The organism is Tenacibaculum halocynthiae (assembly GCF_964512825.1).
GTDB lineage: Bacteria > Bacteroidota > Bacteroidia > Flavobacteriales > Flavobacteriaceae > Polaribacter > Polaribacter halocynthiae.
Window position 1 is genome coordinate 124353 of the sequence record NZ_CAZELG010000017.1, and the last position, 14458, is coordinate 138810.

At 29.8% G+C, this 14458-nt stretch carries 15 protein-coding genes; 5 read left to right on the plus strand and 10 right to left on the minus strand.

Annotated elements, in window-relative coordinates; genetic code table 11:
* Positions 1 to 13 precede the first annotated feature (13 nt).
* Positions 14 to 1111: a glycoside hydrolase family 3 N-terminal domain-containing protein gene (locus ACKTTQ_RS06450; RefSeq protein WP_408048713.1), complete on the minus strand. Its 1098-nt coding sequence runs from the start codon at positions 1109 to 1111 to the stop codon at positions 14 to 16.
* 11 nt (positions 1112 to 1122) lie between these two features.
* Complete coding sequence (locus tag ACKTTQ_RS06455; protein WP_408048714.1) at positions 1123 to 1887, minus strand: TatD family hydrolase; 765 nt, start codon at positions 1885 to 1887, stop codon at positions 1123 to 1125.
* 116 nt (positions 1888 to 2003) lie between these two features.
* On the opposite strand from ACKTTQ_RS06455, the gene ACKTTQ_RS06460 reads away from it, so the two are divergent.
* Positions 2004 to 2477, plus strand: a complete 474-nt coding sequence (locus tag ACKTTQ_RS06460) for a retropepsin-like aspartic protease (RefSeq protein WP_093869310.1) — start codon at positions 2004 to 2006, stop codon at positions 2475 to 2477.
* Positions 2478 to 2480: 3 nt separating this feature from the next.
* On the opposite strand, the gene ACKTTQ_RS06465 is transcribed toward ACKTTQ_RS06460, so the two are convergent.
* Entirely contained in the window at positions 2481 to 2939 is a 459-nt protein-coding gene (locus ACKTTQ_RS06465) for an Lrp/AsnC family transcriptional regulator (RefSeq protein ID WP_093869309.1), read from the minus strand.
* A gap of 167 nt (positions 2940 to 3106) precedes the next feature.
* Between ACKTTQ_RS06465 and ACKTTQ_RS06470 the strand changes: the two genes are divergently transcribed.
* Positions 3107 to 4330 carry an aminotransferase class I/II-fold pyridoxal phosphate-dependent enzyme gene (locus ACKTTQ_RS06470; RefSeq protein ID WP_408048715.1) on the plus strand — a complete coding sequence of 408 codons (1224 nt, stop codon included), beginning with the start codon at positions 3107 to 3109 and terminating at the stop codon, positions 4328 to 4330.
* 178 nt (positions 4331 to 4508) lie between these two features.
* Positions 4509 to 4931, plus strand: coding sequence for a hypothetical protein (locus ACKTTQ_RS06475; protein WP_408048716.1), 423 nt, complete (start codon positions 4509 to 4511; stop codon positions 4929 to 4931).
* Between the two features lie 97 nt (positions 4932 to 5028).
* On the opposite strand, the gene ACKTTQ_RS06480 is transcribed toward ACKTTQ_RS06475, so the two are convergent.
* The 3 genes from ACKTTQ_RS06480 to ACKTTQ_RS06490 all read right to left on the minus strand — a co-directional run bounded on the left by ACKTTQ_RS06480 (position 5029) and on the right by ACKTTQ_RS06490 (position 7249).
* Positions 5029 to 6009 (minus strand): acyl-ACP desaturase, encoded by a 981-nt coding sequence (locus ACKTTQ_RS06480; RefSeq protein WP_408048717.1) that lies wholly within the window; start codon positions 6007 to 6009, stop codon positions 5029 to 5031.
* A gap of 26 nt (positions 6010 to 6035) precedes the next feature.
* Entirely contained in the window at positions 6036 to 6764 is a 729-nt protein-coding gene (locus tag ACKTTQ_RS06485; RefSeq protein WP_093871953.1) for a lysophospholipid acyltransferase family protein, read from the minus strand.
* 62 nt (positions 6765 to 6826) lie between these two features.
* Positions 6827 to 7249, minus strand: a complete 423-nt coding sequence (locus tag ACKTTQ_RS06490) for a hypothetical protein (RefSeq protein ID WP_093871952.1) — start codon at positions 7247 to 7249, stop codon at positions 6827 to 6829.
* 197 nt (positions 7250 to 7446) lie between these two features.
* Here ACKTTQ_RS06490 and glpQ point away from each other — a divergent pair, with 197 nt between their 5' ends.
* Positions 7447 to 8352, plus strand: a complete 906-nt coding sequence (gene glpQ / locus ACKTTQ_RS06495) for a glycerophosphodiester phosphodiesterase (protein WP_299132247.1) — start codon at positions 7447 to 7449, stop codon at positions 8350 to 8352.
* Between the two features lie 62 nt (positions 8353 to 8414).
* On the plus strand, positions 8415 to 8657 hold the full coding sequence (locus ACKTTQ_RS06500; protein ID WP_093869300.1) for a MoaD/ThiS family protein: 243 nt from the start codon (positions 8415 to 8417) through the stop codon (positions 8655 to 8657).
* Here ACKTTQ_RS06500 and ACKTTQ_RS06505 read toward each other — a convergent pair whose 3' ends face one another.
* Genes ACKTTQ_RS06505 through porZ form a run of 4 tightly spaced genes read right to left on the minus strand, consistent with a single transcriptional unit; the run spans position 8658 to position 14458 of the window.
* Positions 8658 to 8930 (minus strand): DUF3817 domain-containing protein, encoded by a 273-nt coding sequence (locus ACKTTQ_RS06505; RefSeq protein WP_093869299.1) that lies wholly within the window; start codon positions 8928 to 8930, stop codon positions 8658 to 8660.
* A gap of 7 nt (positions 8931 to 8937) precedes the next feature.
* Positions 8938 to 11400 (minus strand): TonB-dependent receptor, encoded by a 2463-nt coding sequence (locus tag ACKTTQ_RS06510; protein WP_408048718.1) that lies wholly within the window; start codon positions 11398 to 11400, stop codon positions 8938 to 8940.
* Between the two features lie 2 nt (positions 11401 to 11402).
* Positions 11403 to 12125, minus strand: a complete 723-nt coding sequence (gene recO, locus ACKTTQ_RS06515) for a DNA repair protein RecO (protein ID WP_113786454.1) — start codon at positions 12123 to 12125, stop codon at positions 11403 to 11405.
* Positions 12125 to 14458, minus strand: a complete 2334-nt coding sequence (porZ, locus tag ACKTTQ_RS06520) for a type IX secretion system anionic LPS delivery protein PorZ (RefSeq protein ID WP_408048719.1) — start codon at positions 14456 to 14458, stop codon at positions 12125 to 12127. The genes recO and porZ overlap by 1 nt, the downstream gene beginning before the upstream one ends.

Sequence of the window (14458 nt, forward strand, 5' to 3'; positions counted from 1 at the left end):
AATAGTCACTTGTTTAAAGTAAGCCAAGACAAACTTTTAATCGAATAATTTTCTTTATAGATTGATATACTTGTTGCTTGAAATCTTTATTAATTTGCATTTCTTTTAATATCTGATTTCTAGTTGAAGTTTCATTAATGGGCATTAAAATCATATCACATCCAGCTTTAGCAGCTTGTAAAGGAGCATCTTTTATAATGGTTACCGCTTTCATTATATTCATGGCATCGGTAACAATCAAGCCTTTAAAGTTTAATTCCTTTTTCAGTAAATCAGTAACAATATTCCTAGAGCAACTAGCGGGTAAACCATTCGTTGTGTGTTTGGTATTGTTTTTTACTGTAATGTGAGCTACCATAATTGATAAAACACCAGCGTTTATAAGTGGTTTGTATATGTCTAATTCTTTTAATTCTCCATCAATATAAACTGACTGTTTGTGAGTGTCTCCTTTCACTAATCCATGCCCAGGAAAATGTTTAGCAGTGGCAATTATTTGTTCTTTTTGTGAGGTTTCAATAAAAGTTTTACTCAATTGAATAACTTTATTTTTATCGTTTCCAAAACTTCTACTTTTTATTGCTTCGTTGTTAGGGCTAATATCTACAACAGGAGCAAAATTTTGACGAACTCCAATATTAAGTAATTCTTTGTTAATAATTTTTACAACACTATCACATTGTTTTGGGTTTTTAATTTTGATAGCATTTGGAAGTTTTTGTGATCCTTTAATTCTCCCTTTCAATAAGCCAGGTTCAGCATCCATACTATGTAAAAGAGGGAGTTGCTTGTTTTTAATAGCTATTTGATTTAGTTCAGAGATTAATTTTTTATGATTCTTTTTCGTTCCTTTTAGGTAAATAACTCCACCAACTTTATTTTGTTTTACTAGCCTTTTAACAACCTTGTTAGAGTTGCCAAGTTCTCCTGCTGATGTAATAATCATTTGAACGACTCTTTCAGAATCGGTCAGAGATTTAAATATAGTATCTACCTTATTGTTTAAAGCAATATTATAAGTATAAAAATCTTGTAAACTAAATTGTTTTTGTTGCCCAAAACTTAATAGAGTGGTTAGTGAAAAGAAATAAAAAAGGAATGTTTTCTTCATACAAGAATAAATTAAATGCTAAAAATATCTTTAGAATTCTGAGTTGTAATTTCGGAAATTTCGTTGAAAGTTAGTCCGTAAATATCAACTAATTTATCAATTACCTGTGTTATGAATGAACTTTCATTTCTTTTACCTCTATATGGAGTTGGGGCTAAGTATGGAGAATCAGTTTCTAATACTATATGTTTTATGTCTATTTGATTTAAAAACTTATCAATTTTTCCATTTTTAAACGTAGCAACTCCTCCAATACCTAATTTCATATTGTAAGAAATAGCTTTTTTTGCTTGCTCTAGATTTCCTGTAAAGCAATGAAAAATTCCAAATAATTCCTCTCCTTTCTCGCTTTCTAATACTTCGAAAATTTCATCGAAAGCTTCTCTACAGTGTATTACAATAGGAAGTTTTTTTTCTTTAGCCCATTGTATTTGTGTTTTAAAAGACTCTTGTTGCTCTTTTAAAAATGTTTTGTCCCAATATAAATCAATACCTATTTCACCAATTGCACAAAAATCTCGAGTGTCAATCCATTCTTTTACATGTGCTAATTCGTCTTTGTAGTTTTCTTTAACAGATGTAGGATGTAATCCCATCATTAAAAAAACATCTTCAGAATATTTTTTTTCTAAATCAAGCATTCTTTCAGTGTAAGTGCTATCAATTGCTGGGATGAAAAAACGAGAAACTCCTGCTTCTTTTGCTCGTAATATCATTTCGTCTCTATCTTCATCAAATTGATCAGAATATAAATGGGTGTGAGTATCAGTAATCATTATTGTTATTTTCTTTAGTTGTACTCAAGTAGCATGAAAAAATCAATATTTTAAATGAGATTATTACATTTACTTGTAATGACGTATTTTTGTATTCGTAGGCAAAAGTACAAGAAATGGCAAGTTTGAAAAAAGTATTAAAGAAAAAGAAATATATTAAAATAAAGCTTAAGAAGATGGTTACAAACCATTTGGAGTTAAAAGCTTCGATAAATGGAGTTAAAGGTCGTTTTATTTTAGATACTGGTGCGTCAAATTCATGTGTTGGACTTGATTTAATTAGCTTTTTTAAATTGATTTCTGAAGAAAGTGAAATTAAAGCAGCCGGTGCGGGTGCTACTGATATGGAAACTCAAAAATCAGAAAATAATTTACTTAAAATTGGTGATTGGAAAACTAAAAAGTGTGATCTAGTACTTTTTGATTTGTCACATGTAAACGCAGCTTTAACTCAGCATGATGCTGAAGAGGTGCATGGTATTATAGGAGCTGATATTTTAGAAAGTGGAAAGGCTTTTATAGATTATGATAAAAAATATTTATATTTAAAAAAGCCAAAAAAGAAAAAGGTAATAAAGCTTCCTTTTTAAAAACTATAAAGCAATAGCAATGGTGTTTTTAACTTCTCCTATTGTAAAAACACTATGAGTACTCCCTATGTGTTTTAAGCCAGTTACTTTGTTTACCATAAATTCTCTGTAAGAGTCCATGTTTTTAATGTAAATTTTTAAAAGGTAGTCATACTCTCCACTTAAATGAAAGCATTCTGTTACTTCTTGTAATTTATTGATTTCTTTTTCGAATTCGGCAATATATTCTTTAGTGTGTTTTTCAAGTTTTATATGACAAAATACTAATAAAGATTTGTCTATTTTATTTTTGTCAACAATAGCTACATACTGTGTAATAACGTCTTCTCGTTCAAGTTTTTTTATTCGTTCATAAACAGCAGTAACTGATAGCCCAAGTTGTAATGATAAGCTTTTGTTAGTTTGTTTGCTGTCTTTTTGTAGTAGGGCTAAAAGTTTTTTGTCAATAATATCTAATTTCATCTGAAAAAAAATCTAAATTTTAATATTAAAAGAGGTGTTTTTTTAATCTGGTATTTAAAAATAAACATTAAAACAGAAAAAAAATCTATATAACTACTAAAGTATTGATTTTTTATCAAAAAAACTGGTATTTAGCTTGGTAATAAAACAACTAAATACAATTATACATGAATTTTAAACCAGCAAATAATATACAAGACCTACAGTATTTTGGAGAATTCGGAGGGGTGAACCCTTCTATTTCTGATTCTTCTACGTATACTTTTTTAGAAGCAAAAACAATGTTTGATACTTTTGAAGGTAATACCGATGGATGTTATTTATATTCACGACATACTTCACCTTCAAATTTATATTTAGGCGAGGCTTTAGCAGCTATGGAAGGAACAGAAACTGCAAATGTAGCAGGTTCAGGAATGGGAGCAATTACGGCGACAATATTACAGATTTGTGGCGCTGGTGATCATGTAGTATCTAGTAGAACTATTTATGGAGGTACGTATGCTTTTTTAAAGAATTTCACCCCTCGAATGAATATTTCAACATCTTTTGTTGATATCACTAAGTTAGATGTTGTTGAGGCATCTATAAATGATAAAACCAAGGTGATTTATTGTGAAACAGTAAGTAACCCATTATTGGAGGTGGCAGATCTTAAAGCGTTGTCAGAATTAGCTAAAAAATATAATTTAAAATTAGTCGTGGATAATACTTTTTCACCATTGTCTATTTCACCTGTTCAACTGGGAGCTGATGTTGTAATTCATAGTTTAACAAAATTCATTAACGGTTCTTCAGATACTATGGGTGGTGTCGTTTGCGGTACTTCTGATTTTGTAAACTCGCAAAAAAGTGTAATAGATGGAGCAAGTATGTTATTAGGGGCTTCAATGGATTCTTTGCGCTCTGCTTCTATTTTAAAAAATATGAGAACGTTACATATTCGTATGAAACAGCATAGTAAAAATGCTAGTTTTTTAGCTGACAAATTTGAAGCTGATGGAGTAAAAACTGTTTATCCAGGATTAAAATCTCATCCTTCTCATGAGATTTTTAAGTCAATGATGAATGAAGAATATGGTTTTGGTGGAATGTTAACTATTGATGCAGGATCGTTAGAAAAAGCAAATGCTTTAATGGAATTAATGCAAGAGCGTAATTTAGGGTATTTAGCAGTGAGTTTAGGTTTTTATAAAACATTATTTTCTGCTCCAGGAACATCAACTTCATCAGAGATACCTGAAGATGAACAGGAAGAAATGGGGTTAACTGATGGCTTAATTCGTTTTTCTATTGGGTTAGATAACGATATTGAGCGTACTTATAAAATAATGAAAGCATGTATGTTGGAGGTTGGAGTATTGGAAGAAAACAATATGGTTTCTGTATAAGAAAAAACTTGTTTTATAATAAGAAGTATACGTTTTATATTCGTTTATTCTGTTTTATAATTCGTTACGAGTATATGATAAGGATAATAAAATAAAAAGTCATAACGGTTAGGAGTTATGGCTTTTTTAATTTAATTTTCTCTTGTTGTAGAAAAAAACTTAATTAAATCAGAAATAAATGATAAAAAAGAAAATACCAGGAGACAAATTATTATTGTTTTTAAGTATAGTCTTCTTAGTTGTTTCAATCATAGTTCTTTATGGTACATATGAAAAAATGAAAATTAAAGCAAAAGGTGAGATTGTAATTGTTAAAGTTAAACAAGCGCCAGAAAATTGTTCTATTATTAATTCAAATTGGGATGGTTATTGTAGGCTTGAGTATAAAGATAAATATTATGTGGTAAGAGCAGGTAAAAAGTTTTGCTCATTGGTTTCTGGTAGAGAAAACGTTGAAATGCTAATAAGTGAAGATAGAAATAAAATAATATTTTTAGAAGAGTATGAATCTAGTGAATTTGGAGGAGGTCTTTTTATATTTTTAGTTGCATTGTTTGCGGTTTATAGTTCTATCAAATCCTTACGTTTGCATCATGATTAAAAACTTGAGTATAGTTTTGTTCGTTATATTTTAAAGATAATTAGTACTTAAAAACAAAACATAAAAAAGGTCAGAATTTCTTCTGACCTTTTTGTTTTTATGATGGAATCATCCATTTAAAATTGAATTTAGTATCCGGAACTACAATACGTTCCGTGATTCTATACATTCTGTCTGGTAACTTCATTAAATAATCTCTTGCTTTTTCTGCTTCAGGAGTTAGGTTGGTTATTTTATCAATTTCCCACGTAGTGTTTAACTTCTTTAAAATATCAACATAGTCAAAACCTGTGTATACTCCTACACGTTGAGCTACTGTTGAGAAATCATCAAATAAACTACCTTTTGAGCCAAATGATTCACGTAAGTGCATAGCAGGCATTACTATTTTATGTTTCATCATTTGTTGAAATGCTAACATCATTTCACTAGGATCTATTTTAAAAATTTCTTTTACAAATTCAGAATAGGCTAAGTGATGACGCATTTCATCACCAGCAATAATTTTTGACATTTTAGCTAAAGCTTTATGCCCTTTTTTCTTAGCTATTTTAGCTACGTTTAAATGAGAAATGTAGGTAGCTAATTCTTGAAAACTTGTATACACAAAGTTTTTATAAGGATCAGTAGCTGTACCAATATCAAATCCGTCAGAAATTAGGTGCTGTGTCGTGATTTCAACTTCACGCATATTTACACGTCCTGATAAATATAGGTATTTATTAAGTACATCTCCATGGCGATTTTCTTCAGCTGTCCATGCACGTATCCATTTAGCCCATCCATTGTCAGGTTGTTGCGTTATACCATCTAAATCAAGTAACCAAGATTCATAAGTAGGTAAAGCTTCTTCTGTAATAGTATCTCCTACTAATACAACCCAAAAATCATCATCTAATTCTTTTGAAATCTCTTGAATTTCTTTAACCTCATCAATAAAAGTATCTTTTTGTGAATTAGGTAAAAAATCGGTTGGCTGCCAAATCTTTTCTATAGGTACTAAAAATTTGTCTACAAAACTGTCAATGTTTTTTTCCAGCGTTTGCATTACTTCTTTTCGTATGTTTTGTATTGACATTATATTTATTTTATTGTTGTTTGTTCTTATTGAATTGATGCTTTAATAGTCGTTTCTACACTTTCTAATAATTCATCAAACGGAAGGCTACTTACTTTTATTGGTTTGTGAGTGGTTATTTTAATAGGACTTCCAATTCCTAAAGGGAATTTCCCATATTTAAAAACCTTCCACGAGTTGTTAATTGTTAAAGGTACAACGTACGACTCTTTGTTGTATTTAGTAAGCATTTTTAGCCCGTTAGGCGCAAAGCTTTTTGGTTTCCCGGTTTTACTTCTTGTACCTTCTGGAAATATTACTGCCGACCATTTATTTTTATTTATTTGTTTTGCAAATTTAGCTAATTCAACAATAGCCTGTTTTCCGTCTTTTCTGTCAATCAATGCCGCACCTCCATGCTTTAAGTTAAAAGAGATACTTGGTATTCCTTTTCCAAGTTCTTTTTTTGCAACAAATTTAGGCCAGTGTTTTCTAAAATGCCATATAATTGGTGGTATGTCAAAAGTACTTTGATGATTCGCTACAAAAATTAAACTTGTGTTTTCAGGTAGTTCATGTTTGTTTTCAACTTTAGTTCTGATTCCTAGTAATAAAAGTGATTTTATTAAAAACCAATTCATAATATCAACTACTTTTTGGTGACCGTTTTGACCAAAAAGTTTAAGTCCTAACCATTGTAAAGGATGAAATATTAATAATAAAGAAAAGAATACTAGCCCAAAAATAGATGATAGTATGTAGCTTAAAAATTTCATTGTTTTATTTTTATAAAGTGCAAAAATAAAAAATCCCGCGAAAGCGGGACTATTTATTTGTTTTAAAACCAATTACTCCATGGAATTCTTGATAATATAAGTAAAAGTGCGATACCATAAAAGATAGCAAAACTTTTAAATTTAGCTTCACTTTTAACGCGTTTCTTATGTTTTGACCATCCCATTGTAATTAAAACAATAGCGATAATCATAGTAAGTGGATGTTCAATTGCTAATAATCTTGCTCCAGAATCTTTCATAACTTCTCCTCCGTTAGATTTTAATGCTTTAAACCAAGGTGACATAAAATACCAGCCTAATCCTATAATTAATTGGATATGAGTTGTTATTAATGTGAATAAACCTAAACGGAATTCTTTGTGTGTAAATTCTTTTTTCTGGATTATTCCTATAATAGCGTTTACTACTGTATAAATTAATACTGCTAATACAATATATGCCCAATAAGAATGAATAGTTTTCATCATGATGTATGAATTTAATAAAGCTATAGTAAAATTACAGCTTGTTTTGTTAGTTTTTGTACCTACAAATTTACTGATTTTTATGAATAGTAGACCTAAAAAAAGTAAGCTAACTTTTTTGGATTTTATTATGAAAAAGGTTTTACTTTTCAGTATTCCTTTTTATCTTTTCACAGCAATTTTAATAAATTATAATAGTGAATTCAAAACTTGTTATTGCGCATAGAGGAGCCTCAGGGTATTTACCAGAACATACCATGGAAGCTAAGGCTATGGCCTATGCTATGAAACCTGATTTTATTGAGCAAGATTTAGTACTTAGTAAAGATGATGTTCCAATTGTAATTCATGATATTTATTTAGACGATGTTACTAATGTAGCCTCTGTTTATTCAAATAGAAAACGGAAAGATGGCAGATATTATGTTGTTGATTTTACTTTTGATGAGCTTCAATGTTTAAAAGTAACAGAACGTTTTAATCCAAAAAGTGGAAAGCAGTTTTACCCGAAACGTTTTCCAAAAGGGAAAAGTAATTTTAAACTTCATTCTTTTCAGCAAGAAATTGAATTAATTCAAGGGTTGAATTACAGTACAGGAAATAGTATTGGGATTTATCCTGAAATTAAAAACCCTGAATTTCACTATGAAAATCAAAAAGATATTGCTAGAATAGTAGTAGATATTCTTTTTGAGTATGGGTATAAAACTAAGGAAGATAAGTGCATTCTTCAATGTTTTGACGCTAGAGAACTTGAGCGTATTAGAATAGACTTGCAGTCTAATTTGTTTTTAGTACAACTTATAGAAAATGATGAGGAGGTAGAAAAACTATATTCTTATGCAAAGTATGCAGATGGAATTGGGCCTTGGTATAAACAGATCTTAGATGTAAAAGAAAATGAAAAATGGAAATTTACATCATTGGTTAATGATGCACATGAGTTTGGGTTAAAAGTACATCCTTATACTTTTAGAGCCGATCAATTAAGTGAATTCTCTTCTTTTGAAGAAATGATGCAATTATTGTTTTATGAAGCAAATATTGATGGTGCTTTTACCGATTTTCCTGATAAAATGGTTGCTTTTTTAAAAATGAGTTAAGCATTTTGAAAAAATACTAGTTATAAAAATACTCCGCTATTGATATTTTGTATTTTTGTTTTATGAAAATTCAATTACTTAGTTTTGGTATAGCTAGAGATTTATTGGGCAGTTCTTCTATAGAGATAGAAATTCCTAACGAAACCTCTATTGAAAGCTTTAAAAAAATAATATTAAAGCAGTTTCCAAAAATCGCTAGTGTAAGTTCTTATGCAATAGCTGTTAATGAAGAATACGCAAATGACTCTCTTGTTTTAAAAGAGAATGATGTGGTAGCTATTATTCCTCCAGTAAGTGGAGGGTAATTAGTTTTTCAAATATTTACCAACAAAAAAAGTTCCAAAAGGAAGTAAAGAAAGTAAGCAAACAATACCAAAAGTTACTCCGCTCCATTTTAATTTGTATTTCAATAGAATAGCTAAAATTATATATGCTATAAACAATACTCCATGTGGCATACCAAACATTTTAACATACGTTGGGTCGTCTAAAAAATATTTATAATACATTCCTAGCCCTAGTAATAATATGTAAGATATTCCTTCTAAAAAACTAACTATTTTAAATATGTTTATCATTTTTAATTTATAAGTTTAATTGTAATGCTATTGAAAGGTTTCTTCCAGGAGAAGAAACACCAGATGCGAATTCTTTATAATGTTCATCAAACAAGTTGCTAATGCTTGCTTGTATAGATGCAATTGAATTTAATGTGTATTTACCATATAAGCCAATAGTCATCCAGCTTGGTGTACCATAATATTTATCAATATCTTCTTGAGCGCTTGCATTTATTATAGGTGTTTGATTATGGTTATCAATACCTTCATTAATGTTATAATCTTTAATGTCTTTTTTAGCATTGAATCGTAAGTTAGCACCACCTTCAAACTTCTTATTGGTGTAGTTTATTTCGAAATTACCAAAAAGAGGAGGTATTGAAGACATAGGCTCGTTAAAGTCGTAGCTTTCTCCTTTTGTATACGTTATAAATCCAGAAGTTTTCCAGTTGTTGTGAAGTTTTCCTTGATAGCTTACAGTAAATCCAGTTATATAAGCATTGCCTTTATTTACATTGGCTACAATATCACCGTCTTCTCCATCAAACTGAATTGTTGATTTTCCATTTAGTTGAAAAGCTTCTCTGTATATATAGTTACGTAATAAGGTATAATACACATTTGCACCTATTCTAAATTTACGATTGTTAAAATACTTTTGAACACCAATTTCTGCATTATAAGCGTGTTCAGGTTTCAAATTAATATTAGGAACAGTTATTTTTCCGCTTTTTTCTCTTACTTTTCCTACATCATCAATGTTTGGTGAACGAAAACCAGAAGATATTACAGTGTTTAATTGCCATGTTTTGCTAGGTTTATATACATAACCTATGGTAGCAGTTAAAGCTGTATTATTTACACTAATATCATTATCAGGTAATTTGATAAATTGTTCGTCTACCCATTTGGCAGTTAAATTAGTGTTTGTTAAACGAATTCCTGTGTTTAAGGTAGATTTACTTGTAACATCTTGTCGATAATCAATATATAAAGCTGAACTTAAATAGCTACTTCCTCCATCAGCGTAGCGAGATTGTACACCAAAATAACCGTTGAAGCCATTAATTTCTCCATTTACTATATTTAAAGTTTTACCATAAGAGTTAGATCCAACATCGTTATAGGCAACCTCAAACCCATATCCTAAATTGCGTTGTTTTGCCAAAGGAACAGTAAAGTCTCCATTAAAACTATAAACATTTACAGTTTCTTCTCTATAAGATCTGTCAAGACTTCCAAATTTTCGTAGGATTCTACTTTCTTTTATATTTTGATAAGCAAGAGTAAAAACTCCTTTGTTAAGCCATTTTTTATTTGGGTTAATCTCTAGTTGAGGAGAAATTAATAAACGTTGTTGAGGTCCATAATACCATTCAGCAAATTTTAAGTTTCCAGATTTTAATTCCATTAACTTATCAAAGCGAGGTACATCAGATGAGGTAGAATATTGTAAGTTTAATTTTAAATCAGTTTTTTTTGATAACGGAACATAAAATTTTTGAAGGATATCTGTTTGATTATATCCTGTATTTTTTTGTAAGTTTTGATTAGTGTTTGCAATTGGATTCTCATTGTAATTTCCATTTAAGTTATCAGAATAAAATGGAACTTTCCCCCAGTCTTCAAATCCGTGAGAACGATTTTTCCCCATGGTCAAATCATCAAAATTACTATGTGAAACACTAGTAAAAGATGCCCAATTTTTGAATTGTAATTCAGTAGATATAGTATTCGTTGTTTCGTGATTTACTGTGCTGTAACGTGAAAATAAAGAGTTTTTAACTTGGTTTTTGTCTGATAGTTTAGGTGTTTTGGTATAGTAATGAATAACTCCACCTAAGGCATCTGAACCATAAATTACTGATGAAGGTCCAAAAACAACTTCGGTTCTGTCTAATAAATTAGGAGAAACAGTAATAGCGTTTTGTAAATGTCCTTTTCTATAAATTGCATTATTCATTCGTACTCCATCTACAACTAATAATACACGATTACTCTCCATTCCTCTTAATACTGGGCTACCACCACCGAATTGAGATTTTTGCACTTTTATACCAGGAACATTGGCTAATAAATCAGCTGATGTTTGAGGAGAAACTTTAGCTATATCTTTAGAGGTTATAACTGCTATTTGCTCAGCAATTCTATTTGTTTTTTCACTGTTTTTAAAAACGGATAAAACAACTTCATCTAACTGTTCAGATTCTTTAGATAGATATACTTGATAGTTATTTAATTTTAAAGTAGCTTTTTTTACTTGATATTCAGCATAGGCTACGTGTGAAAAAACAAGTATTTCATTTGTGGAAAAATTTGAAATATTTAGAACACCGTCTTCATTACTAATTGACGATTTAGTTTTTTCTTTATTAAAAACAGCAACAGCGTCGATTGGTTTACCAGTTTCGGCATCAATAACGGTTAATGTTTGTGAAAATATAGGGGTGATTATTATTAAGAAAAGTACTACTATTACTTGCTTCATGATCAACTAAACACAGTTTCTAAAATATCTAACGATTTTGGTTTTCTAAATCCTTCCAAATGTAGTTCAAAATATTGAATTATAATTCGAAGGATAGCTTGTCTTTCGTTTTTATTGAAAGATATACTATTAATTGCATCAAAATTTATGCCTAATAGTTTTTTAAAGAGTGTTAATTCTTTGCCAGTAAGTGTTAATTTTTCATAAGTACTATCTGTAAAACTACCTTCAGTTAAGCTAAAGGCCTCTTTATTAGATTGAGATGTTTCTGGGTAAAATCCTAAAAATTTAGATAAGTTAAGTAAAAAAAGTAAATGGAAATTAGCTACATCAGTATGTGTATCAAGCCAAATTATAGCAGTTTCTATATAGGTATATAAAGCGTCGTTTTTTTCTTCTTCTTGTACGATATTTGATAATACTTCTGATAAGAATAAAATGATAGATTGTTTTATGATAGAAGTATGTATAGTATTATATGGAAACACAACTTGTGCTTCTTTAATTGAGTTGAGGGTGTTTTTATTATTGTGATTGGCTACTATTTGTAATTGGGTTAATGGCTGGAAATAGGCAGTTTTTAATTTTCCTTTTTTAGATTTTAGAACCCCTTTAATCATATAAGATTTGACTCCTTCTTCAAGGGTAAAACATTTAACAATTAAACTGGTATCTCCATATTTAATAGTATTGAAAACTATTGCTCTTGTGGATATAACTGACATTAGTTTATAATTGCAATTTTTGTAGAAGACGTTTCTGAATTATCATCTGTAGATAGTAATACAATATATACTCCAGAGGCTACTCTAACTCCAGCTAAATTTCGTTTATTCCAGGTTACTTTACCTCCTTTTAATTGTTGTCCTTCTATCACATTTGTTTCATATACTAAATTTCCAGCAACATCTAAGATTTTTACATTAGTACCTTTAGGTAAATGAGATCCGTTACGGCCATCAATGGTTACGATGTCATGGTTTTTTAATACAGGATTAGGATAGGCATATACTTCTCCTAATTCTTCACCAAAAGGAGATACCTTACTGTTATAAGCAACCATACCTTTGTTTGTAGCAAAATATACTTTCCCTGTAGTGTTATCTACACTAATTTTTATAATTTTATTTGAAGGTAAAGGAGAGTTGTCTTTATTAAATTTGGCTAAAGTTTTTTGTCCACTAGGGTTTGTGTATAAAACACCTCCAGCTTCAGTTCCAAACCATTTATTATCTGCTCCATCAACTTTAATAGAATTAATGGTTTGATCACCTAGTAATTTTTTAGGAATACCTTCATCTAAAATAATGATTGGAGCTGCATCATTTATAGTGCTATCAAAAATTCCAGAAGCATTTGTGAATACAACTAAGCCTGTTAAAGTTCCTAGCCAAATTCTGTTATTTCTATCTACAGCAACTGTACGTACATTTAAATTTGGTAAACTTCCTTTAGTAGCTTCAGTAGTTAGCGCTTTTTTTCTATCTCCAGTTTCATTAAAAGCATAAACACCATTTCTACGCGTACCTATCCAAACGGTATTGGTTTTATCAATAACAACTTCATTCATTCCTAACTTATTATTTAGGGTAACTATAGATTGAATATCAAAATTAGTCCATTGCCCAGTTTGGGATAGTTTTTTTAATCTTTTTGAAGCTCCTAGGTTAGTAACCCATAAATTTCCTTGATTGTCAAATGCTGTTCCACCAATTCTTATGGTAACTCTATTTGGTAAACTTTTTTCTATGTCTTCTAAAGGGCTATTTAGTTGATTGAAGAAAGTTTTTATATTGTCATCCTCAACATGTAGCAAACCTCCAGTTAAAGGAGTGTTTATTTGAGTTCCTGATATATCACCATAAGAGCTAATAAATACTGAGTTATCTTTTGTTTTGTCAATGCTTATAGATGTTAAATCACCTAAAGGAAAACTAGGGTTGAAAGGCGTATTTAGCCAGTCTTTACCATTAAAATGAGAAAAACCATTTCTTTTTTGTAATGGAGTATAGGCAGCATCATATCCTCCGTATACAACCCATAAATTATTGTTGTGGGCTTCAATTGAAAAAATATCATTTAATAATGGTCCATTAGGATGTATTTCTTCTAGGGTAGTTGTCGAGGTAGTAGTTGTTTTTAAAATTCCATATTTATTAGTTGCCAAATAAATATCATTATTTTCTTCTAACGCTTCATGTAAATTAAAACTGAAACTACTAGTTTGGTTTACTTGTGTAATTTGAGTTAATCTTTTGTCTAAAATTACTGCACTTGTTTTTAGAGCTACTGATAAACTACTTGTTGAGCTTTTTAAACCTTGAATTTCTTCACTAAAAGTTCTCAGGGTAGAAATAGTTGGTCCTTGTACTAATATCAATTCATTATTTCTAGATGCCAATAGCTGGTTGTTAAATACAGTAATATTGGTATAATTGCCAGGAAATCTTAATGTCCAATTGTTAAAGTCAATTAAATTAGGGTTATTGGCATTAGCAATGTAAATTCCACTTGAAGTGGCAGCGTAAATTCTATTGTCAAAAACGGCTATTTGATTTATTTTTTCATCAGATGACCCAGCTCCAATAAAGTAAGTGTCTCCAAATTCTAAGTTTTCAATATCGTATACAACAATAGCAAATGAAGTAGAGAGGTATAGTTTGTTGTTGTATTCGTATATGTGATTTATTCGTTTTTCTCCTGTTTGATTAAAATTTGTTATTTCTGGAGATGTTGTGATTTTCCCTTTTTCGTCAATTATTTGTAGTAAACCATCTTCATAACCTACTACTAATCTTTTAAAGGTTTCATTATAATATATTGTAGAGGTAGTTCCTCCTGATAATCCTTGAACTGAAGATATTTTATTAATTTCTTTCGTTTGAGTATTATATACAAATACAGCATTGTCAGTTACTGCATAAATTAATATTCCAGATTTTATAAAATCTTTTACATTAGTGTATGAAAATAAATCCTCCCATTGATTACTGTAATCAGTTTGAGAAATTAGCTTAACGCTTATAAATAATAGAAAAAACAGTGTTATTTTCTTCAT

Bases quoted from the DNA above. Each gene is read 5' to 3' on its own strand.
- ACKTTQ_RS06450 (WP_408048713.1), bottom strand. From the start codon at position 1,111: ATGAAGAAAACATTCCTTTTTTATTTCTTTTCACTAACCACTCTATTA.
- ACKTTQ_RS06455 (WP_408048714.1), bottom strand. From the start codon at position 1,887: ATGATTACTGATACTCACACCCATTTATATTCTGATCAATTTGATGAA.
- ACKTTQ_RS06460 (WP_093869310.1), top strand. From the start codon at position 2,004: ATGGCAAGTTTGAAAAAAGTATTAAAGAAAAAGAAATATATTAAAATA.
- ACKTTQ_RS06465 (WP_093869309.1), bottom strand. From the start codon at position 2,939: ATGAAATTAGATATTATTGACAAAAAACTTTTAGCCCTACTACAAAAA.
- ACKTTQ_RS06470 (WP_408048715.1), top strand. From the start codon at position 3,107: ATGAATTTTAAACCAGCAAATAATATACAAGACCTACAGTATTTTGGA.
- ACKTTQ_RS06475 (WP_408048716.1), top strand. From the start codon at position 4,509: ATGATAAAAAAGAAAATACCAGGAGACAAATTATTATTGTTTTTAAGT.
- ACKTTQ_RS06480 (WP_408048717.1), bottom strand. From the start codon at position 6,009: ATGTCAATACAAAACATACGAAAAGAAGTAATGCAAACGCTGGAAAAA.
- ACKTTQ_RS06485 (WP_093871953.1), bottom strand. From the start codon at position 6,764: ATGAAATTTTTAAGCTACATACTATCATCTATTTTTGGGCTAGTATTC.
- ACKTTQ_RS06490 (WP_093871952.1), bottom strand. From the start codon at position 7,249: ATGAAAACTATTCATTCTTATTGGGCATATATTGTATTAGCAGTATTA.
- ACKTTQ_RS06500 (WP_093869300.1), top strand. From the start codon at position 8,415: ATGAAAATTCAATTACTTAGTTTTGGTATAGCTAGAGATTTATTGGGC.
- ACKTTQ_RS06505 (WP_093869299.1), bottom strand. From the start codon at position 8,930: ATGATAAACATATTTAAAATAGTTAGTTTTTTAGAAGGAATATCTTAC.
- ACKTTQ_RS06510 (WP_408048718.1), bottom strand. From the start codon at position 11,400: ATGAAGCAAGTAATAGTAGTACTTTTCTTAATAATAATCACCCCTATA.
- recO (WP_113786454.1), bottom strand. From the start codon at position 12,125: ATGTCAGTTATATCCACAAGAGCAATAGTTTTCAATACTATTAAATAT.
- porZ (WP_408048719.1), bottom strand. From the start codon at position 14,458: ATGAAGAAAATAACACTGTTTTTTCTATTATTTATAAGCGTTAAGCTA.